Source organism: Stenotrophomonas maltophilia group sp. RNC7, assembly GCF_030910085.1.
Lineage (GTDB): Bacteria > Pseudomonadota > Gammaproteobacteria > Xanthomonadales > Xanthomonadaceae > Stenotrophomonas > Stenotrophomonas sepilia.
In genome coordinates, this window is record NZ_JAVFVN010000888.1 from 166,063 (window position 1) to 186,997 (window position 20,935).

Sequence of the window (20,935 nt, forward strand, 5' to 3'; positions counted from 1 at the left end):
ACATTATGGACCATATCCCCACGACGCCCGCAAGGGCCCTGGCCCAGCCGCCACGTTCGGCACGCTGGCACCCCCGCTTCGATCTTGCCGGGGCCTGGCTGTCCCTGGCCTGCGCCGCCCACTGCATCGTCCTGCCCCTGCTGCTGGCCTTCGTGCCGGCCACGATGATGGCGCTGCGCTCGTTCCAGCATCCCGGCCATGGCGCCATGACATGGCTGCTGATGATGTCGCGCTGGGAGTGGCTGTTCGCGCTGCTGGCCTCGTCGCTGGCCTTGGTGAGTACCTCGGCCGGGGCGCATCGGCATCGATACTGGCGCCCCCTGCGGTTGGCGTGCGTCGGCGCCATCCTGCTGTTGTCGGCCTCGCTGTACCTGCCGTTGAAGGAATCGCTGCTCTGGCACGGCGTGGCGACAGCCAGCGGTGGCGTGCTGCTGGCATGCGCGCATATCGGAAACCGGCGCGCGCTGCACAACCGCCGGTAGTGCCGGTCGCTGGCCGGCAGCAGCGCTGATCCGGCAGATGGGGAAGCCGGCCAGCGGCCGGCTCTACCGATCTTTATTCATCGAACGGGCGCTGGCCGAGCGTCTGCGTGACGTGGTCGACGAAGCAGGTGATGCGCGCCGCCAGCGCGGTGTTGCGGTAGTACACCGCATTGATCGGCTGCCGCACGTCCTGCGTCTGTTTGCCGAACAGCTGCACCAGTCGGCCCTCGCGCCGGTCCTGGCGGGTCAGGAAGTCGGACAGGCAGGCGATGCCCAACCCGGCCACCGCCATCTGCCGCAGTGTCTCGCCACTGGATGAAGCGATGGCCGGCGCGATCACGAAAGGCCCGCCATCGGCATCCTGCAGCGGCCATTCGTTCAAGGAGCTGGGCTGGGTGAAGCCCAGCAGGTCGTGCTGGCGCAGCTGCTCCACGCGCGTGGGCGTGCCGTGCCGTCGCAGGTATTCGGGGCTGGCCACCACGCGGATGCGACTGTGGCCGATCGGCCGCGCATGCAGGCTCGAATCGCGCAGCACGCCGATGCGGAACGCCACATCGGTGCGCTTTTCGATCAGGTCGGTGATGCCCTCGTTGGAATTCAACTCCAGCTCTACCTGCGGGTAGCGCTCGCGGAAGCCCTCCAGCAGCGGCACGATCACGTGCAGCATGAACGGCGTGGCGGCGTCCACGCGCAGGCGCCCGACCGGCTGCAGCCGCCGCGCCGCCATCTGTTCCTCGGCCTCGTCCACCGTGGCCAGGATCGTGCGCGCGTACTCCAGGAACGCCGCGCCCTCCTCGGTCAGTTCCAGCCGGCGCGTGGTCCGCCGCAGCAGCGTGGTCTGCAGCTTGTCCTCCAACCGCGCCAAGGTGCGGCTGGTGGCCGAGATGGTCAGCTCCAGCGCCTCGGCCGCCGCCGTGATCGAGCCACCATCGACCACCGCCACGAAGGCCTTCAGCTCATCCAGGGTGGTTTTCATTATTTACCTCGTTGCAAAAGCGTTTCCCGTATACACGGCTTAATCAACAAATGTAAAGCGCCCACACTTCGCCCTGTCCCGAGCCCGCCGGCTCTCAACGAAGTCCCTGGAGTCCCTCATGAGCGTTCCTTCCTTTGGCGTCGGCACCTTCCGCCTGACCGGCCAGACCGTCATCGACTCGGTGCGCAACGCCCTCGACGTCGGCTACCGTGCGATCGATACGGCGCAGATCTACGGCAACGAAGCCGAGGTCGGCCAGGCCATCGCCGAATCCGGCATCCCGCGCGACCAGCTGTTCCTGACCACCAAGATCTGGGTCGACAACTACGCCGCCGACAAGCTGATCCCGAGCCTGCGCGACAGCCTGGCCAAGTTGCGCACCGACTACGTCGACCTGCTGCTGATCCACTGGCCGGCGCCGGGCAATGGCGTTGAACTGCGCGAGTACATGACCGCGCTGGCCGAAACCAAGACGCTGGGCCTGACCCGCCAGATCGGTGTGTCCAACTTCAACATCGAACTGACCCGGCAGGCCATCGAGATGGTCGGCGTTGGCGAGATCGCCACCAACCAGATCGAACTGAGCCCCTACCTGCAGAATCCGGCACTGACTGCTTTCCTGCAGGACCAGGGCATCACCGTCACCTCCTACATGACCCTGGCCTACGGCAAGGTGCTGAAGGACCCGGTACTGGCCGCCGTCGCCGACAAGCACCAGGCCACCGTAGCCCAGGTCGCGCTGGCGTGGGCGCTGCAACTGGGCTACGCGGTCATCCCGTCGTCGACCAAGCGCGAGAACCTGGCCAGCAACCTGCTCGCCCAGGACCTGCGCCTGGATGCCGACGACATGGCCGCGATCGCCGCGCTTGACCGCAACGGCCGCGAAGTCGATCCGCCGGGCCTGGCCCCGGCCTGGGACTGAGGAGCTTCGCCATGGGCAGTGCGTTGGCGCGGCTGCAGGCCGGGGGGTTCAGCATCGGCATCGAAGCACCGCTGGACAATGACTGGACGCCGCTGGGCGAACAGGCGCGACGCGCCGCGCGACGCCTGCCCGGCGAACCGGACCTGCAGCGCCATGCGGAGCTGGCACGGCTGGCCGACCGTCTCGGCTTCCGTGCGCTGTGGGTACGCGACGTGCCGGTGTACGACCCGGCCTTCGGCGATGCGGCGCAGGTGTTCGAGGTGTTCAGTTACCTCGGCTACCTGGCCGGCATCACCGAGCACATCCTGCTGGGTACCGGTGCGGTGGTGCTGCCGATCCGCGAGCCGTTGCTGACCCTGAAGTCGGCGCGCAGCGTGCAGCGGCTCAGCGGCGACCGCCTGCTGCTGGGCGTGGCCAGCGGCGACCGCCCGGTGGAGTACCCGCTGTTCGGCCGTGACTTCGACAGCCGTGGCAGCCGCTTACGCGAGCAGATCGCACTGTTGCGCGAAGGCGCCGCCGCGCACCTGCCGCAGGGCCTGGATGTGCTGCCCGCGGATGGCCCGGCCCTGCCGTTGTTCGTGGCCGGCCTGGCCCAGCAGCAACCGGCGTGGATCGGCCAGCACATGGACGGCTGCCTGGCCTACCCGGGCACGCCACAGGACCATGCGCAACGTGTAGCGGCCTGGCGTGCCGTGGCCGGCAACAAGCCCTATGCCAGCTTCATCCACCTGGACCTGCTCGCCGATGCTGATGCTCCGCCCCAGCGCTGGCGCTTCGGCCTGCGCGGTGGCCGCAACGCCCTGCTGTCCGAACTGAATGCCCTGCAGGCCGCCGGCGTTGACCACATCGGCCTGCAGTTCCGCCGCAACGAACGGCCCCTGGCCGAAACCTTCCACGAAATCGCCGAGTACGTGCTGCCGCACTTCCCGGCCCATGCCGGCGCCGCCGCGGCGGCCTGACCGTTACCGGAGCTTTGCCATGAAAATGAAGACCCTGGCCGCGCTTGCACTGGCTACCCTACCGCTGTCTTTCCAGGCCACCGCCGAGGACTGGCACCCCTCTGCCTACGGCGCCAACGACGAGATCGGCGCCGCCAACCTGCTCACCACGGACGTGGTCAAGCACGCGGTATCGCTGGTCAGGACCGGCAAGACCTATCCGCTGGCGGTGCCGGTGGACAAGAACCTGCCCGCGTTCCGCCACCGCAGCTTCCGCCTGTACAACGTGCAGGTCGGCCAGCAGGCCGGCAGGTCGCTGGGCCCCAACAGGTTCACCTTCAACGATGAACTGGTGAACGCGTGGACCGGCGTCGGCACCCAGCTCAATGGGATCGGCCATATCGGCATCGACAACGTCTACTACAACGGCAACAAGGCCGCCGACTTCGTCACCGTCGACGGCGTGCGCAAGCTCGGCGTCGAGAAGGTGCCGCCGATGGTCACCCGCGGTGTGGTGCTGGACATGACCGCGCACTACGGCAAGGCGATCGTGCCCGGCGGCACCGAGTTCACCGTGGCCGACATCCAGGCCGTGCTGAAGAAGCAGGGCCTGAGCCTGCGCAAGGGCGACGTGGTGCTGTTCAACACCGGCTGGCTGGAACTGATCGGCAAGGACAACACGCAATTCCTGGACGTGGAACCGGGTATCGGCATGGAGGCCGCGAAGTGGCTGGCCGACCAGGGCATCGTCGCGTTCGGTGGCGACACCTGGGCCTCGGAGGTCTACCCGAACCCGAACGGTGCCGAGGAATTTCCGGTCAACCAGTACATGCTGGCCAAGCGCGGCATCTACAACCTGGAGCTGATCGACAGCCGTGCCCTGGTCCGAGACAAGGCCTGGGAATTCCTGTTCGTGCTCGGCCAACCGCTGTATGTCGGCTCGACCCAGGTCAACATCAACCCGGTGGCGATCCGATGAACGCTGCAACCGACCTGCCCGTGTTCGCTGGCCGGCGCTTCCGCGTCCGCTATGACGGCCTGGCCGCTGACAACATCTACAGCGCCGATGGCCGCCACGTGCAGTACGCCATCGTCTCCGGCGCCTATGCCGGTGCGCAGGGCGAAGCCGCCTGCGAGTGGCAGCAGATCAGCGAAGGGGTCTATGCCATTTCGTGGCAGGAAGCCGATGGCGCATCGGTGGTGCATGTCGATGACTTCGCCGGCGGGCGTTCGCTGGCCTGGTTCACCGCCACCGATGGCAGTTTCCATCGCATGCAGGGGTCGTTGGCAGCGCTGTGATGCCGGCCAGCGGCCGGCACTACCCAAGCAATACCCCACTCTGTTTGACCGGGCCCGGTAGTGCCGGCCGCTGGCCGGCAACCTCGGCCTGGTCGAACACCCCAGCCACCCAGTCGATGAACACCCGCAACCGCGGCGACGGCGTGCGGTTGCGCGGGTAGACCAGGCTCAACGGGCTTGGCGTCGGCGGCGCATCAGGCAACAGCTCGACCAGCTGCCCGCGCGCGATGTACGGGTCCATCCGGTAGCGCGGCGCCTGGATGATGCCCAGGCCTGCCAGCGCGGCACCGAGGAACGCATCCGCGCCGGACACACGCACCCGCGCCGGCAGCGGCAGGTAACGCACCTGCCCGCGCTGCTGGAACTCCAGGGGAATCAGCTGGCCGGTGGCGCTGGAGCGATAGCCAACCATTTCATGCCCGTCCAGCAGTGACTCGATGCTGCCTGGGACGCCCTTGGCCTGCAGGTAGCCCGGCGCGGCCACCGTCACCTCGCGCAGCATCGTCAACCGGCGCGCCGCCAGATCGCTGTCGGCCAGCGTCCCCACCCGCAACGCGGCATCCACGCCTTCGCGCAGCAGGTCGACATAGCGGTCGCCTTCGCTGACGTCCAGTTCGATCTCCGGGTAGCACTGCAGGAAGTCCGGCAGCTGCGGAAACAGCAGGTGCCGGCCCAGCGTGCCGTGCACTTCAATGCGCAACGGGCCGCGCGGCGGCGCGTCACGGAACGCGGCCTCGGCATCGTCCATGTCGGCGATCAGGCGCAGGCATCGCCCGTAGAAGGCTTCGCCTTCCAGCGTCGGCACCACCTGCCGCGTGGTCCGGTGCAGCAGGCGCACGCCCAGCCGCTGTTCCAGCGCCTTGATCGCGTCGGTCACCGTGGCGCGCGGCAGCCCGAGGTCCTCGGAGGCCCGGGTGAAGCTGCGGCGCTCGACGATACGGACGAAGGCGCGCATGGCCGTGAAGCGGTCCATTGTTCGGCTATCCGGATGATGTTGGCGGATTATGCAGGATTATCCGAACGTGCGATGGCGCGAAGATGGCCCTGCGCCGCTCCGGCGTGCCCCAGTGGAAGCCACCATGACCCTCTCCCCCGCCCGCTCTGTCGCCCTGGTCACCGGCGGCTCCCGTGGCATCGGCGCCGCCATCTCCCGCCGGCTCGCCGCCGACGGCCACGCGGTCGCGATCAACTATGCGGGCCGCCGCGGCGACGCCGAAGCCTTGGCGGCCGAACTCGGCGCAGTCGGCGCGCAGGCCATTGCGCTTCAGGCCGATGTCGCCGATCCGCAGGCGGTGCGGCAGCTGTTCGACGCCATCGAAGTCCGCTTCGGCGGCATCGACGTGGTGGTCAACAGCGCGGGCGTACTGCAGTTGGCACCATTGGCCGACACCGACGATGCCCTGTTCGAGCGGGTGATCGGCATCAACCTCAAGGGCGCCTTCAATGTGCTGCGCGAAAGTGCACGACGGGTGCGCGACGGCGGGCGCATCGTCACGCTGTCCACCAGCGTGGTCGGGACCCGGCTGGAGAACTACAGCGTGTATGCGGCCAGCAAGTCGGCGGTGGAGACGATGGGCGCGATCCTCAGCAAGGAGCTGCGCGGGCGCAACATCACCGTGAACGCCGTGGCGCCGGGCCCGACCGCTACCGAGTTGTTCCTGGATGGAAAATCGCCGGAGCTGATCGAGCGGCTGGCGAAGATGCCCCCCCTGGAGCGGCTGGGTACGCCAGAGGACATCGCCGGTGCGGTGGCCTTCCTGGCCGGTGCCGATGGCGGATGGATCAATGGCCAGGTACTGCGCGCCAACGGTGGGATGGTGTAGGTCGCGCGGACGGCATCCACGCATGGCGCGGATCGCACCTGCGTGTGACGCGCGAATTCGGTAGAGCCGAGCCCACGCTCGGCTGCTCTTCGCGCAAAGGCCGGAAGCAGCCGAGCGTGGGCTCGGCTCTACAGCAGGGTCAGGCGCTACGGTCCTCGCGGCGCCGGTGTACCCAGTAGTACAGCGTGGGCAGTACCAGCAGGGTCAGCAGCATCGCCGACAGCAGGCCACCGATCACCACCACAGCCAGCGGCTTCTGGGTCTCGGCACCGATCGCATGCGAGGTCGCCATCGGCAGCAAACCGAACATCGCCAGCAGCGCGGTCATCAGCACCGTGCGCAGGCGCTGCAGCGAGCCCTGCACCACGGATTGCAGCAGGTCCATGCCCTGCTCGCGCAGCTGGGCGAAGCGACTGAGCATCACCACCCCGTTCAGTACCGCCTGCCCGAACAACGCGATGAACCCGATCGCCGCCGACACCGACAGAGGGATGCCGGTCAACCACAGGGCCAGGATGCCGCCGATCATCGCCAGCGGCACGTTGGCCAGGATCAGCGCCGCGCTGCTGATGTCCTTGAAGGCATCGAACAGCAGCACGAAGATGATCAGCACCGACAGCGGAATCACCCAGCCCAACCGCTTCATCGCACGCTGCTGGTTCTCGAACTCGCCGGACCACTCCAGCCGGTAGCCTTCCGGCAACTGCACGCTGGCCTCCACGCGCTTGCGCATGTCAGCCACCACGCTACCCATGTCACGCCCGGCGATGAAGATGCTCACTGCCTTCACCCGTTGTGCGTTCTCGCGCGAGATGTTGATCGCGCCGCTGGCCATGCGGAAGTCGGCCACGTCGGACAATGTCACCGTGTGCCCATCGCCGATGCCGACCGGGACCGTGCGCAGCCGCTGCAGGTCACGATCAGCATCGTCCAGGCGCAGGGTGATCGGGAACCTGCGGTCACCCTCCCACAGCTCGCCGACCTGGCGCCCGCCCAGTGCAGTCTCGATCACCGCGTCGATGTCGCGCACGTTCAAGCCATAGCGCGCGGCGCGGTCGCGGTCGATGTCGATCTGCAGCTGCGGCAGCGAACCGTCGCGATCGATGAACGCGCTTTCCACGCCGTCCACCGCACGCACCTGGGCCAGGATCGCCTGCGCCTGCTGGTTCAGCACGTCCAGATCCGAGCCACTCACCTTGATCACCACCTGGCCCTTGATCTGCGAGATGCTCTCCAGGATGTTGTCGCGCACCGGCTGCGAGATCGAGAACTCCGGCCCTGGAATGCGCTGCTCCAGCGTGCGCTGCAGATCGCTCACCAGCTGCCGCTTGTCCACGCCCTTCGGCCCCTCTTCCTCCGGCTTCAACGCCACCAGCGCCTCGATCTGGTTGGCACCCTTGGCATCGGAGCCATCCTCCGGGCGCCCGAGCTTGGCCACCACCGTCGATACCTGCGGGAAGGTGCCGACCAGCTCGCGGATGCGCCGCGACTGCTGCTGCGCCTCGGCCAGGCTGGTGCTCGGGTCGAGCGTTGCGGTCAGCCAGATCGATCCTTCGTCCAGCTCGGGCAGGAACTCCGAACCCAACCTTGTGCCCAGCGCCAGCGTGCCGACCAGCAGCGCAACCGCAGTCAGCACCACCGCACGCGGGCGGGCCAGTGCGCGTTCCAGGATCGGCTTGTACCAGCCGGTCAGGCGGTCCATCAGTGGATTGCCATCGCGCATGCGGTCGCGCCGCAGCCACCAGTAGCAGAACAGCGGCACTACGGTCAGTGCGAGGATCAACGCACCGATCAATGCCGAGGTCACCGAGTACGCCATCGGCGCGAACATGCGGCCTTCCTGTCGCTGCAGGGTAAAGATCGGGATGTGCGCGGCGATGATGATCAGCATCGAGAAGAACGTCGACCGCCCCACTTCCGATGCAGCTGAAAGAATGGTCGAGAACCTCGCCTTCCGGTCGGCTGCGGAGGGCAGCTTCGACAGCCGCGAAACGATGTGCTCGGTCACGATCACCGCCCCATCGATGATGATGCCGAAGTCCATCGCCCCCAGCGACAGCAGGTTGGCCGGCACGCCCCACAGATGCAGGCCGAGGAAGGTCGACAGCAGCGCAAGCGGCATCATCGCCGCCACGATCAGTGCGGCGCGGGCGTTGTACAGGAACAGCCACAGCACCAGGAACACCAGCACCGCGCCTTCCAGCAGGTTGCGGAAGACGGTTTTCAGCGTGGTCGAGACCAGCCACGAGCGGTCGTAGAACGGCTCGATGCTGACCCCGTGCGGCAGCTGGTTGGCTTCGATCTCCGCGATGCGCGCATGCAGGGCGTCGAGCACGTCGGACGGATTCTCGCCCTTGCGCATCAGCACCATGCCGAACACCGCATCGTCATTGTCGTCCTGGCCGACCAGGCCCTGCCGGGGCAGGCCGGTGTCGGCAATGCCGGCCAGGTCGCGCACCAGTATTGGCGTGCCCCCGCGCTGCGTAACCACCACGTTGCCGATGTCGGCCGGCGAACGCATCAGGCCTACGCCACGGATCAGGAACTGCTGCTGGCCGCGTTCCACGTAGCCGCCGCCGGCATTCGAGCTGCCCTTCTCCAGCGCCTCGGCGAACTCACCCAGGCTGATGCCGCGGTCACGCAGCTTGTCCAGGTCCGGCTTGACCTGGAAGGTGCGCGCGAAGCCGCCGAAACTGATCACATCGGCCACGCCCGGCACGGTGCGCAGGCTGCGCTCCATCGTCCATTCCTGCACGGTGCGCAACTGGGTCGGCGTCATGTGCGGGCCTTTCAGCACGTACCGGTAGATCTCACCCACCGCCGAACTCATCGCCTCCAGTTCCGGGGTCACCCCTTCCGGCAGCTCCACCCCCTGCAGGCGCTCCAGCACCTGCTGGCGCGCGAAGTAGTCATCGGCCTTGTCGTCGAAGGTCAGGATGATCATCGACAGGCCGAACTGGGTGTGCGAGAACACCCGCACCGAATGCGGAATGCCGGACAGCGCCACTTCCAGCGGCATCGTCACCTCGCGCTCGACCTCTTCGGCGGCGCGGCCCGGGTGCAGCGATACGACCGTCACCTGGGTATCGGACACATCCGGGAAGGCCTCCACCGGCAACACGCGGAACGCAGCAATGCCAGCGCCGATGAACAGCAGCAGCGCCAGCATCACCATCAGTGGCTGGCGCAGGCAATAGGCAATCAGGCGATCGATCATGGGGCGGCGTGCCCCGTGCCGGTGCTGGTGGCTGCCGGCGCGCTATCCACCAGCTGCTGCAGCAGCAGGCCACCCTCGACCACCACCCTGCTGCCCGCCGCCAGGCCTTCACGCACCCACAGGCGGCCGTCACCCAGTTCCTCGGCGTGCACGGCATTGCGCACGAAGCGGCCCTTTGCTTCCTCCACGAACACCACCTGCTTGCCGTCGATCAGCAGCACCGCCGCATCCGGAAGCGAGACACCGCCCTCGGCCGGCAACGCCACCTGCGCACGCACGTACTGGCCGGCCTTGAATGCCCGTGCCCGGTTGTCCAGCTCGGCGCGCGCCTGCACCACGCGGCGCTCGCTGTCGACGAAGTCATCCACGTGCTGCAGGGTCGCCTGCAGCGGCCGTCCATCGGCGCCGGCCAGGCTCACCTGCATGCCCGCCCTCAAGCGCCCTGCCTGGCTCTCGGGAACATCCAGCAGCAACCACAAGCGGTCCGGATCGCCAATCACTGCCAACGGCTGTTCGCTGTCGGGGCTGACCGCCATGCCCGGGCTCATCCGCCGTTCCACCAGCACGCCGTCGATGGGGGCGCGCAGCGGCAGGCGCTGGTCGACGTGCAGGCCATTGCCATACGCCTTGGCGAAGGCGGTCGCACGCGCGTGATCGGCCTGGCTGCCGGCAAAGTTGGCCTCGGCCTCGTCCAGTTCACGGCCCGATGCCACACCCGCCGCATGCAGCTCGCGGGTGCGATCCAGTTCCCTGCGGGCCTGTTGCAGTTCGGCGCGGCCGCGCACGCCGTCGGCCTGGGCCTGGCCGAACTCGGGCGAAGTGATCCAGGCGATCACCTGGCCCGCCTTCACTTTCTGCCCCGGCTGCGCATCGATACGCGCCACCTGCCCCGCCAATGGCGTGCGCAGTGCACTGGAGCGGGTCTCGTCCCAGGCCACCCGACCCGGCAGCTGCAGGCTGGCGCTGGCGCCGGCGGTCACCGCCTCGCTGCGCAGCACGTCCAGCTGGCGACTGCCGGCCGGAAACTGGATCTGGCCGCCGCTGATCTGCGGCGCGTCCTCGATGTACGAGGCCGGCTCGCGGCCGCAGCCACCCAGCAGCGTCAGCGCCAGCAAGGCCGGCAGCACGGCGTGTCGCGCCCGCAGGCGATGGGCGACAGTGGACTTCATCAGGACTCTCCTTCAGCAACGGATGTGGCCGCTTCCCAGCGCGCCAACGCAATGGCATGGTCGGCACGCGCCTCGATCAGCGCAGCCTCGAAGTCGCGCCAGCTACGGCGCGCATCCAGCAGATCGGTCAGGCTGGCGGCACCGCGGCGGTAGGCCAGTTCGATGCCCCGCACCGCCTTGCGTGCAGCGTCGGACTGCAGCCCTTCATAGTCGCTGCGACGCTGCGCGGCGGACTGCGCGCTGGCCTGCAACTGGTCCAGTTCGGCGCGCGCTTCGCGCTGCAGCACCTGCAGTTCCAGCGCGGCACTGTCACGGTCGGCCTCGGCACGCTGGATCGCGCCGCGTGCACGCGACGGGCCGCCCAGCGGGATGGTCAATGACACACCCCAGGTGACGCCGCTGATGTCGGTCGGCTCGCGTTCGGCTTCCACGCCCAGCTGGACGTCGCGATGGCGCTCGCTGCGCGCCAGTGCTACACCGGCATCGGCCGCGGCCAGGCGCGAACGCGCCGCACGCAGATCGGCACGCTGCTGCGGATCGAACGCGCGCGTTGCGGCAACGGCTGCGGGGTCGGGCCAGGGATCATCGGCGCTCAGGTCGCCGCTGTCGTCACGGCCGAGCAGCAGGCCCAGCGCATGCCGCGCATCGCGCAGATCCAGCACTGCCTCGCGCGCCGCGTCGGCCACCGCCAGGTCGTCCACCGCCAGCCGCGCGCGGTCGACCGGCGCCATCGCCCCGGTGGCAACCTGCTTGTCGGCTGCCGCCATCTGTTCGGCCGAACTCTGGCGGTTGGCCTCGGCAATCTGCACCCGCTCCTGCGCGCGCTTCAGGCCGAAGTAGGCCTCATGCAGCGCTACCTGCTGCCGGCGCCGGGTATCGAGCATCTCCAGCCCGGCCACTTCCAGCAGTGCATCGGCCTGGCGGATGCGCAATGCGCGCTTGCCACCGCGCTCCCAGGTCCAGCCCAGGCCCAGCGTGCTGTCCGCCCGCTTGTCCTGCCAGCGTCCCGGGCCGATGCCGTGCTTCGGGCTGATCTTGCTGCTGCCGATCGACAGCTCGGTGGGCGGGCGCAGCGCGGCGGCCTGCGCGTCGCCCTGCACCCCGCGCAGCTCCAGCGCCGCCGCACGCAGGTCCGGGTTATGCGCTTCCATGGCGCGCTGCGCTTCCTGCAGGGACAGTGCCGATGCCGCAGGTGCGCACAGGAGGGCAGCCAACACAGCCGCAAGACAAGGGGAGAAATTCATGCGCGTCACGGTAAGGTGACGCACTTGCGCCAATCTTGCCCCAACCTTGCACGAAGCTTTCAATGCGAATCCTGCTGATCGAAGACGACGCCGCCCTGGCCGATGGACTGATCCGTGCCCTGCAGGGCACGGGTCATCTGTGCGACCACCTCTCGCGCGGACTGCATGCACCCGCTGCACTGGCCAGCGCGCCATATGACGTGATGGTGCTCGACCTTTCATTGCCCGACGTCGATGGCCTCGACCTGCTCTCGCGCCTGCGCAACGACGGTGTGACCCTGCCGGTGCTGATCCTTACTGCGCGCGACGGTATAGAAGACCGTATCCTCGGCCTCGACCGGGGTGGCGACGACTATCTCGCCAAGCCGTTCGCGCTGGGAGAGCTGGAAGCACGCCTGCGTGCGCTGTCACGCCGCCGCAGCGACGCGCCTGCGCAGAAGCGGTTGGGTCGCCTGTGCTTCGACAGCATCCGCAATGAAGTGCAGGTGGACGGCCAGCGCATCGAACTGACCGCGCGTGAGCTGTCGCTGGTCGAGGCCCTGATGCAGCATCCCGGCCGCACCGTCACCAAGCAGCGCCTGTTCGACGCGCTGTACAGCTGGGACCACGAGGCCAGCCTGTCGGTGATCGAAGTGCATGTCAGCCGCCTGCGCCGCAAGCTGGAACAGGCGCGTGTCGGCGTCGGCATCCGCATGCTGCGTGGGCTTGGATACCGCTTGGAGGCCGTGGGTGACTGAGCGCGTGCACAGCCTGCGTGGCCTGCTGCTGCGCCGCCTGTGGCTGCCGCTGCTGGTGCTGCTGCTGTGCAGCGCGGTAGGTTCCTTCGCGCTGGCCCGTTTCTACGCCGGCCAGGTCTATGACCGCTGGCTGCTGGACTCGGCGATGTCGCTGTCCGAGCTGGTGACGGTGCAGGAGGGTCATGCCTCGATCGAGATCACGCCCGCGGTGTCACGTATGTTCAGCTGGGACACCGCCGACGAAGTGCATGGCGAAGTGGTCGATGCTGCGGGTGCACGCTTGTATGGCGACCTGGCCGAAGCCCTGCCCCGCCCGGCCACCGCCGCTTCAAGCGACGACGCGGTTTATTACGATGCGCGCCTACGTGGGCAGCCAGTGCGCATGGTCGAAGTCGTGGTCAGCGCCGGGCCGGGCCATGACATCCGGCTGCGCGTGGCCGAGACGCTGCGCAAGCGCCACCGGCTGGAGCGCAAGCTGCTGCTGACCAGCATCCCGTTCCAGGCCGCGATCCTGGCACTGGCGGCGTGGCTGGCGTGGTCGGGGACCGGCGCTGCCGCACGCCATGCGAACCAGGTGGCGCGGCGCTTGGCCAGCCCCCGCCCGGACCCACTGGCGCCCTTGGAACCCGCACAGGAAGCGCCACGCGAACTGTGGCCGGCGGTGGAAGCCTATAACGCGCTGCTGCACCGGTTGGATGCGATGCAGGCGGCGCAACGGCGCTTCGTCAGCAACGCCGCGCACCAGCTGCGCACGCCGCTTGCTGCGATGCAGGTGGAGCTGGAGAGTTCCCTGCGCCAGCATGATCCACAGGCGCAGCAACTGGCGCTGTCCGGCACGCTGGCCGGCCTGGCGCGGCTGCAACACCTGGTCAATCAGCTGCTGATGCTCAGCCGCTCGGAAGATCCACAGGGCAGCGCGCTGCCGCTGCGGCCGCTGGACCTGGCCGCGCTGGCGCGTGGCGTGGTCGAGCGTTACGCCGATCGTGCGTTGGCTGCAGGCGTGGACCTGGGTTACGACGGACCCGACGACAGCGTGCAGGTACAGGGCAATCCACAGCTGCTGCGCGAGGCGCTGGGCAACCTGCTGGACAACGCGCTGCGCTATGGCGCCGCGCCCGGAGTGATCACCCTCGGCCTTCGGCAGGAGACCGACGGCGTGCAGGTGTGGGTGGACGATGACGGCACCGGCATCGCCGAAGCCGAGCGCGCGCGCGTCACGGAACGCTTCTACCGGGCCAGCAGCGAGGGCGACGGCTGCGGGCTGGGGCTGGCGATCGTGGCCGAGATCGCGCAGCGGCATGGCGCGATGTTGAAGATCGAAACGGCGCCGCTCGGTGGCGCGCGCGTGGGGCTGCGGTTTCGCTGAGCGTTGTTGAATTGCCCTTGTAGAGCCGAGCCCATGCTCGGCTGCTCCTGGCACGATGCCTGAGCCGAGCATGGGCTCGGCTCTACAGGTTCCCGGTCACCCGTGAAGCGTGCCAACCAAGGTTGGCACCTACCGAGTGCGCGTCATCGGCTCATCGAATACGGCGCCTGCGCGCCCTGCCCCGGCCAGTCCTTGTTCGGCTCGGCCTGCATGCTGAAGCGCAGTTCGCCACCGGCCAGGATCTCGTCGTGGCGCAGGAAGGTACGCTGCAGCGGCTTGCCGTTCAACGTCACGCTGCCCACGTACGTGTGCGCTTCATCCAGCCCCTCGGCCACGATGGTGAACGTCTTGCCGTTGGGCAGGCGCATCGCGGTCTTCGGCAGGAACGGACGGCCAAGAATGTACTCGCCCGAACCCGGTGCAACCGGGTAGAAGCCCAGCGCGGTGAACACATACCACGCCGACATCTGGCCGACGTCATCATTGCCGGCCAGGCCATCGGTGCGGTCCGCATACTGGGTATCCATGATCTGCTTCAGGCGCGCCTGCGTGCGCCACGGCTGGCCGGCATACGAATACAGGTAGGCCACGTGGTGGCTGGGCTCGTTGCCATGTGCGTACCAGCCGATCAGGCCGGTGATGTCTTCCATGTGCTCGAAGATCGATGGATCCACCTTGGCGTTGAACACCTCGTCCAGGCGCGCGAGCAGCTTGTCGCTGCCACCGTGCGCGGCCGCCAACCCGGCGACGTCCTGCGGCACGTACCACGAATACTGCCAGGCATTGCCTTCGGTGTAGTCGGTGCCGTAGCCGCTGGCGCTGGGGTCGAAGGGCGTGCGGAAACTGCCATCGCGCTTGCGTGCGCGCATGAAGCCGGTGTCCTTGTCGAAGGCATTGCGCCAGTTGCCTGCGCGCTTGTCGAAGGTCGCCGCGATGTCGGCCTTGCCCATGGCCTGCGCCATGCGCGCGATGGTCCAGTCGTCGAAGGCGTATTCCAGCGTCTTGCTGGCTGCTTCGCCCTCCTCGTCGATCGGCACGTAGCCCAGCTCGCGGTACTGCGCGATGCCGTCATAGGGACCGTAATTGGCGGTCTCGACCATTGCCTTCAGCGCCTTGTCGGCGTCGAAGCCACGAATGCCCTTCACGTAGGCATCGGCGATCACCGGCACGGCGTGGTAGCCGATCATGCACCAGTCTTCCAGGCCATGGAACGACCATACCGGCAGCATGCCGTACGGGCTGTGCTCATGGTGGGCAAGCATGGAATTGACGAAGTCGCTGTTGCGCTTCTCCGGCTGCACCAGCGTCAGCAGCGGGTGCAGCGCACGGTAGGTGTCCCACAGCGAGAACGTGGAATAGTGCGTGAAGCCGTCGGCCTTGTGCACTGCGTTGTCCGAACCGCGGTACTGGCCATCGGCATCCATGAACAGCGTCGGCCCCAGCATCGTGTGGTACAGCGCGGTATAGGCACTGCGACGGGCATGCTCCGGCGCGTCGATGTCCAGCACGGACAGTGCCTGCGTCCACTCCTGCTTCGCCTGTGCACGCACGCGATCGAAATCGAAGTCGGCCACTTCCGCGTCGAGGTTGGCGATGGCGCCGGCTTCGCTGACCGGCGAGATCGCCACCTTCACCACCAGCGGTGCATCCAGCTTGCCGAATGCGAACGTGCCGACCAGCTGTCGGCCTTCGATCTGGGCGCGCTGCGCGGGATCCTTCTCACCCGGCGGCGGGAAGCCCTTGTAGACGATGTCCTGCTCGGTGTTGTGCAGCTCGTGCCCGGCCAGCGGGCGCGAGAAACGCATCGCGAAATACAGCTGGCGGCCCGGCGCCCAGCCGCGCGTCTCGCGGAAGCCGGTCACCGTACCGTCGGCGCGCACCCGTACCCGCGACCACAGCACCTTGCCCGGGTAGTCATACATGCTGGTACGCATGTCCAGCAGCACCTTGGCGTCGGTGCCCTTGGGGAAGGCATAGCGGTGCACGCCCACGCGGGTACTGGTGGTCAGTTCGGCGCGTACCTTGTAGTCATCCAGGGTGACCGCGTAGTAGCCCGGCTCGGCCTTTTCATCGTCATGACGGAAGCGCGATGCATAGCCGCTGCGCGGCTTTTCCGGATCGCCGCGCTCCAGGCCCGGATTGCCGGTGAACGGCATCAGCAGGATGTCGCCCAGATCGGAATGGCCAGTGCCGGAGAAGTGCGTATGCGAGAAGCCGACGATGCTGCTGTCGTCGTAGCGGTAGCCTGCGGCCCAGCCGTAGGCCTTTTCGCGCGGCTGGATGCGCGTGTCCGGGCTGAGCTGGACCATGCCGAACGGCACTGTGGCCCCCGGGTAGGTGTGGCCTTCGCCACCGGTGCCGATGAACGGGTCGACCGAGGCATAGGCGCGTTCGGCGGCGGATTTCGACGGGGCCGCCAAGGCGGTACCGGTGACAAGCATGGCGGTGGCAGCGAAGGCGATCAGGAGGCGACGGTCCAGCGTGGGCATCGGCATTTGGATCGATTCAGGTGGTAGTCGGATCCTAGCACCGGGCCTGTCTTGTCGCATGCTGCAGTGCGGCCGCCGGAACCGGCACGATGATTTGCACGTAATTGCATGGCCGGACGACGAGTCGCCTCATAGCCTTGCGGTCTCCCGCCTCCCGATCGGTGCCGATACGCCAATGGATGTCCACACATGCACCTCTGAAAGACCGCGCCTTCGAAACGGGAGAAAGCGAGACGAACCATCAATTGGTATGCAGCGCCTCGATCTGCCCAGGATGGCACCGCAGCGCAAACGCCGCTGCCGGGATTGGAACCCCGTTTTGAGCTTTGGGATCTGCTTGCCGTAACTACGGCGGGCGGTGCGCGGCGGCCGAATGGCCCTCCGGCTTTTCCCAAAGCTCAGCCGAAGTTCCAACCTCGCATCGCCCGCCACCCTTGCGGTGGCCTTCGCTTCCCAAGGAGTTCCCGCATGACCCAACGTCCGCTCAGCCCGGCCATGGAATCGCTGTTCCAGCGCATCGAACACGCCCTCAACAGTGCCGAAGGCATGGCCATCCTCATCGGCGAGCAGTACGGCCCCGAGCCGAAGCCACCCGCACCGATGGGCTACAACGCCAAAGAAATCGCCAACGCGATGGTCATGCTGAGCCAGCATGGTCGGTCGTTGCTGCAGAAGCTGCGCGCGGAAGCGGAAAGGGTGACCTATCACTAGCCCGCGATGCAGCCGAGCCTGCCCGGCCGTGCGGACCACACGCAATGATTGCTGCTCTCAACCCGGCAATGCGCCCTGCAACGTGGCGAGGTCGGCGCTGTCGACCGGCCTCACCACCCGCGCCACTTCCTGGCCGTCATGCAGCAGCACCACTGTCGGCCACAGTTTTACCTTGAAAGCACGCCCCAGTGGCTTTCCCTTGCCATCTTCGATCTTCCAATGCACCAGATCATGGGCGTCGACAAACGCCTGGAGTGTGGGCTGCGCGGCCTGGCAATGGCCACACCAGGGTGCACCGAACTCGAGCAGCAGCCAGCCCGCCTGAGCTTCCACGTCCGCGCCGGCGGGCTCCGCCGCCGGGTAGTCACGCATGAACGGCATGCTCGTTACCCCGCCAAGGCCTTCTGGATGTCCTCCACCGGTGAATTGGTCAGGTCCTTGGCAATATCGCCCAGCAGGCGCGCCTGGACCTCCTTGTGCAGCAGCGGGCGGATACGGCCCAGCGTGGTCGGGTCTGCCACCAGTACCAGGTGTGCATAGCGATTATTCAAGGCATCTTCGTTGAGCTGCTCAGCCACCTGCTTGGCGAACGTCGCCTCGTTGAGCTGGGAAATGGACATGTCCTTCGGCACCGCACCGGCCGGCCCCTGACCTGAGATACCCTGCTCGCTGATGTCCTGCAGGCGCAGCTCACCTTCCTGCTTCAACGCAAGCTGATGTTCGCTGCCCACGTTGGTGAACACGCGGGCCGAACCACCATCGGCAACGACGATCAGGGTGCCTTCGGGAATGCGACGGGTCATGCGATGCTCCTTCTCGATTGCGTTCGGCACTACCGTAGACAGCACTGCGTGAGGGCTGCGGCCAAGGTTCGTTCAACGCGTGTCATCGCATGCATTGCGGATGAACAGGCGCAATGGAACACAGCGTGCAGATCAGCCCGCTTCTCCGCATGCTCACACCGATGCCGTTATCATGAACCGATGATCGACACGACCCACTACGTGACGGGCGCACCTGTTACGTGGGAAGCACTGCCGACCGGCGCTTCGCTTGCCACGATGGCTCCCGCCCTGCCCTTCCATCGCCTCGCGCTGGATCCCGGCGGATGACGCCCGCAGGCGCTCTGCCTGCATTCCCACGCTGACGTGACCGCTGGCCGCTGATTGCGCGGCTGCAGTGGTGTGTTTCCGCATGTCCACCGTTACTGCGGTGCGATTTCGTGCGCGTGGCGTCGTGCGTGCGCACATTCCCCCAGCCCCGATGCCCCCTGCGCCCCCTGCGCCACCTGCGCCACCTGCGCCTGCATCGCCGTTTCCGTTTCTCGGGACACACCACACCGTCTGTTCCGCACCGTATTTACCCAACAAGGAGTCCCCATGCAGGACACCCCCGATGCACACGCCCACTTTGGCTGGTTCAAGCGCCGCCGCCACCTGAAGGTCGATGAGATCACGGTGGTCGACAAGCCCATGCTCAAGCGCGCCGTTGGCGCGGCCGCACTCGGCAATGCCATGGAGTGGTTCGACTTCGGTGTCTACGGCTATCTGGCGGTCACCATCGGCCAGGTGTTCTTCCCGTCCAGCAATCCCACCGCGCAGGTGATCGCCGCGTTCGCCACTTTCACCGTGGCGTTCCTGGTACGGCCGCTGGGCGGCCTGGTGTTCGGACCGCTGGGTGATCGCTACGGCCGCCAGAAAGTGCTGGCGTTCACCATGGTCCTGATGGCGCTGGGTACCTTTTCGATCGGCCTGATCCCCGCCTACGAGCGCATCGGTATCTGGGCACCGGTGCTGTTGCTGCTCGCACGCGTGGTGCAGGGCTTTTCCACCGGCGGTGAATATGGCGGCGCGGCGACCTTCATCGCCGAGTATTCCACCGATCGCAACCGCGGCCTGATGGGCAGCTGGCTGGAGTTCGGCACGCTGGGCGGCTACATCGCCGGCGCCGGTACCGTGACCGCGCTGCACATGCTGTTGAGCAGCGAGCAGATGCTGGACTGGGGCTGGCGCATTCCGTTCCTGGTGGCCGGCCCGCTGGGCCTGCTCGGCCTGTACATGCGCATGAAGCTGGAGGAAACCCCGGCGTTCCGCGCCTTCGCCGAGGAAGCCGAGAAGCGCGAACACGACCGGCCGGGGCTGCGCGCGCTGTTCCAGGTGCATGGCCGCCAGCTGCTGGTGTGCATGGGCCTGGTGCTGGTGTTCAACGTCACCGATTACATGCTGTTGACCTACATGCCCAGCTACCTCAGCGTCACCATGGGCTACGCCGAGAGCAAGGGCCTGCTGCTGATCATCATCGTGATGCTGGTGATGATGCCGCTGAACATCGTCGGCGGCGTCTTCAGTGACAGGCTGGGCCGCCGCCCGATGATCATCGGTGCCTGCATCGCGCTGCTGGTGCTGGCCATTCCGTGCCTGCTGCTGGTCGGCAGCGGCCATGACGGGCTGATCTTCCTCGGCCTGATGCTGCTGGGCCTGGCGCTGGTGTGCTTCACCAGTTCGATGCCGTCCACGCTGCCGGCGCTGTTCTACACCCCGGTGCGCTACAGCGCGCTGTCGATCGCCTTCAATGTGTCGGTGTCGCTGTTCGGTGGCACCACGCCGCTGGTGACCGCGTGGCTGGTGGAACGCACCGGCGACCCGCTGGTGCCGGCCTATTACCTGATGGGCGCGGCGGTGATCGGCCTGGTGACCATGCTGTTCGTGAAGGAAACCGCTGGCCTGCCGCTGCGCGGCTCACCGCCGGCGGTCGGCTGCAGGAAGGAAGCCGCTGCGCTGCTGAAGAGCGATGTGCCGGTGACGGTGGACCCGACCCTGCCGCCGCTGCCGGATGTTGCCGAGCCCGAGCAGGTGAAGCCTGCCTGAGATCGGGTGCAAAACGCGATCCACGCATGGCGTGGATCTGCGGCGCCACTGGCGCTACGTCTTGATGCGCGCCAGCTTTCCCGGCGTCCAACGCAGCGTCCAGGTGTAGTTCCCGTCCGGCGGACAGACGTGGCGATCTGGGCTCTTCCATTCGCAGACCGTCGCCCCGGCACTGACGGTGAAATCGACAATGATGCGATCACCCTGGATGCGGATGGCATGGATGGCGCCTGGAATCTGTTCGACCGCGTCGTCGCCATAGCCATACCTGCGGATGGCGGCATAGTCCTCTGCCTCCACCGGCGACAGGCTCTTCGGGTTCTCCTGGCCCCGCGGATCGTTCTCGGCCAACGCGGTCATCACCGCAACAACGTTGCGCTGGGCGAAGCTGCCGCCGGTGTAGGTGGACGTGTAGAAATACACGACCTCGGCACGGCCGTCGCCATCGAGATCGGCAACAGCGGTCCACACCGGACGGAACTCGGATTCAATGTCGTCGCCGGGAATCAGCCGCAGATTGGCTTCGGCGGCCCGATACGCTTGTACCAGGCTGGGCGGCGCCACCACCCGCTTGGACGCGGCCGGCGCAGCCACCGCCGTCAAGCTGGACAGCGCCAGCGCAGCAAGCGCCAGGCAGATCGAAGTGGAGCGGAACATCGCAGGTCCGTGCATGTCATCCTCCTTGGGTGTGCGGC

At 67.3% G+C, this 20,935-nt stretch carries 19 protein-coding genes; 10 read left to right on the top strand and 9 right to left on the bottom strand.

Features of this window, described 5'->3' with window-relative positions:
- Window positions 1-5: 5 nt before the first annotated feature.
- Window positions 6-482: a MerC domain-containing protein gene (locus tag RCF13_RS22655; RefSeq protein ID WP_134969033.1), complete on the top strand. Its 477-nt coding sequence runs from the start codon at window positions 6-8 to the stop codon at window positions 480-482.
- Window positions 483-555: 73 nt separating this feature from the next.
- Here the strand turns inward: RCF13_RS22655 and RCF13_RS22660 are convergent, their stop codons facing one another.
- Window positions 556-1,458, bottom strand: coding sequence for a LysR family transcriptional regulator (locus RCF13_RS22660; RefSeq protein WP_134969034.1), 903 nt, complete (start codon window positions 1,456-1,458; stop codon window positions 556-558).
- Between the two features lie 118 nt (window positions 1,459-1,576).
- Between RCF13_RS22660 and dkgB the strand changes: the two genes are divergently transcribed.
- From dkgB to RCF13_RS22680, 4 genes are read left to right on the top strand one after another with little or no spacing between them, the layout of a single operon-like run.
- Window positions 1,577-2,380, top strand: a complete 804-nt coding sequence (dkgB, locus tag RCF13_RS22665; RefSeq protein ID WP_134969035.1) for a 2,5-didehydrogluconate reductase DkgB — start codon at window positions 1,577-1,579, stop codon at window positions 2,378-2,380.
- A gap of 11 nt (window positions 2,381-2,391) precedes the next feature.
- Window positions 2,392-3,339, top strand: a complete 948-nt coding sequence (locus tag RCF13_RS22670; protein ID WP_134969036.1) for a TIGR03571 family LLM class oxidoreductase — start codon at window positions 2,392-2,394, stop codon at window positions 3,337-3,339.
- A 19-nt stretch (window positions 3,340-3,358) separates the two neighbouring features.
- A complete protein-coding gene (locus RCF13_RS22675; RefSeq protein WP_134969037.1) occupies window positions 3,359-4,297 on the top strand; it encodes a cyclase family protein in 939 nt (312 codons plus the stop codon).
- Complete coding sequence (locus tag RCF13_RS22680) at window positions 4,294-4,617, top strand: adenylate cyclase (protein ID WP_134969038.1); 324 nt, start codon at window positions 4,294-4,296, stop codon at window positions 4,615-4,617. Before RCF13_RS22675 ends, RCF13_RS22680 begins: the two co-directional genes overlap by 4 nt.
- A gap of 19 nt (window positions 4,618-4,636) precedes the next feature.
- On the opposite strand, the gene RCF13_RS22685 is transcribed toward RCF13_RS22680, so the two are convergent.
- The gene (locus tag RCF13_RS22685; protein ID WP_235643204.1) at window positions 4,637-5,590 is read right to left on the bottom strand and encodes a LysR family transcriptional regulator; all 954 of its coding nucleotides are present in this window, start codon (window positions 5,588-5,590) and stop codon (window positions 4,637-4,639) included.
- A gap of 106 nt (window positions 5,591-5,696) precedes the next feature.
- On the opposite strand from RCF13_RS22685, the gene RCF13_RS22690 reads away from it, so the two are divergent.
- Entirely contained in the window at window positions 5,697-6,440 is a 744-nt protein-coding gene (locus RCF13_RS22690) for an SDR family oxidoreductase (RefSeq protein ID WP_134969039.1), read from the top strand.
- Between the two features lie 139 nt (window positions 6,441-6,579).
- Here the strand turns inward: RCF13_RS22690 and RCF13_RS22695 are convergent, their stop codons facing one another.
- The 3 genes from RCF13_RS22695 to RCF13_RS22705 are packed head-to-tail and all read right to left on the bottom strand — an operon-like array spanning window position 6,580 to window position 12,070.
- Window positions 6,580-9,657 (bottom strand): CusA/CzcA family heavy metal efflux RND transporter, encoded by a 3,078-nt coding sequence (locus RCF13_RS22695; protein ID WP_308141562.1) that lies wholly within the window; start codon window positions 9,655-9,657, stop codon window positions 6,580-6,582.
- Window positions 9,654-10,826: an efflux RND transporter periplasmic adaptor subunit gene (locus RCF13_RS22700; protein ID WP_231352133.1), complete on the bottom strand. Its 1,173-nt coding sequence runs from the start codon at window positions 10,824-10,826 to the stop codon at window positions 9,654-9,656. The genes RCF13_RS22695 and RCF13_RS22700 overlap by 4 nt, the downstream gene beginning before the upstream one ends.
- Complete coding sequence (locus RCF13_RS22705) at window positions 10,826-12,070, bottom strand: TolC family protein (RefSeq protein WP_265330008.1); 1,245 nt, start codon at window positions 12,068-12,070, stop codon at window positions 10,826-10,828. Before RCF13_RS22705 ends, RCF13_RS22700 begins: the two co-directional genes overlap by 1 nt.
- Before the next feature lie 62 nt (window positions 12,071-12,132).
- On the opposite strand from RCF13_RS22705, the gene RCF13_RS22710 reads away from it, so the two are divergent.
- Together RCF13_RS22710 and RCF13_RS22715 are read left to right on the top strand one after the other, a co-directional pair.
- The gene (locus RCF13_RS22710) at window positions 12,133-12,807 is read left to right on the top strand and encodes a response regulator (RefSeq protein ID WP_134968711.1); all 675 of its coding nucleotides are present in this window, start codon (window positions 12,133-12,135) and stop codon (window positions 12,805-12,807) included.
- Entirely contained in the window at window positions 12,800-14,173 is a 1,374-nt protein-coding gene (locus RCF13_RS22715) for a sensor histidine kinase (protein ID WP_231352135.1), read from the top strand. The genes RCF13_RS22710 and RCF13_RS22715 overlap by 8 nt, the downstream gene beginning before the upstream one ends.
- Window positions 14,174-14,316: 143 nt before the next feature.
- Here RCF13_RS22715 and RCF13_RS22720 read toward each other — a convergent pair whose 3' ends face one another.
- Window positions 14,317-16,668 (bottom strand): GH92 family glycosyl hydrolase, encoded by a 2,352-nt coding sequence (locus tag RCF13_RS22720; RefSeq protein ID WP_134968712.1) that lies wholly within the window; start codon window positions 16,666-16,668, stop codon window positions 14,317-14,319.
- 462 nt (window positions 16,669-17,130) lie between these two features.
- Between RCF13_RS22720 and RCF13_RS22725 the strand changes: the two genes are divergently transcribed.
- Entirely contained in the window at window positions 17,131-17,373 is a 243-nt protein-coding gene (locus RCF13_RS22725) for a hypothetical protein (protein WP_134968713.1), read from the top strand.
- A gap of 57 nt (window positions 17,374-17,430) precedes the next feature.
- Here the strand turns inward: RCF13_RS22725 and RCF13_RS22730 are convergent, their stop codons facing one another.
- Window positions 17,431-17,754 (bottom strand): thioredoxin family protein, encoded by a 324-nt coding sequence (locus tag RCF13_RS22730; protein WP_134968714.1) that lies wholly within the window; start codon window positions 17,752-17,754, stop codon window positions 17,431-17,433.
- A gap of 5 nt (window positions 17,755-17,759) precedes the next feature.
- Window positions 17,760-18,176: a host attachment family protein gene (locus RCF13_RS22735; protein ID WP_134968715.1), complete on the bottom strand. Its 417-nt coding sequence runs from the start codon at window positions 18,174-18,176 to the stop codon at window positions 17,760-17,762.
- Window positions 18,177-18,752: 576 nt separating this feature from the next.
- On the opposite strand from RCF13_RS22735, the gene proP reads away from it, so the two are divergent.
- Window positions 18,753-20,240, top strand: coding sequence for a glycine betaine/L-proline transporter ProP (gene proP, locus RCF13_RS22740; protein WP_134968716.1), 1,488 nt, complete (start codon window positions 18,753-18,755; stop codon window positions 20,238-20,240).
- Window positions 20,241-20,294: 54 nt separating this feature from the next.
- Here the strand turns inward: proP and RCF13_RS22745 are convergent, their stop codons facing one another.
- Entirely contained in the window at window positions 20,295-20,912 is a 618-nt protein-coding gene (locus RCF13_RS22745; protein WP_134968717.1) for a hypothetical protein, read from the bottom strand.
- Window positions 20,913-20,935: the final 23 nt, after the last annotated feature.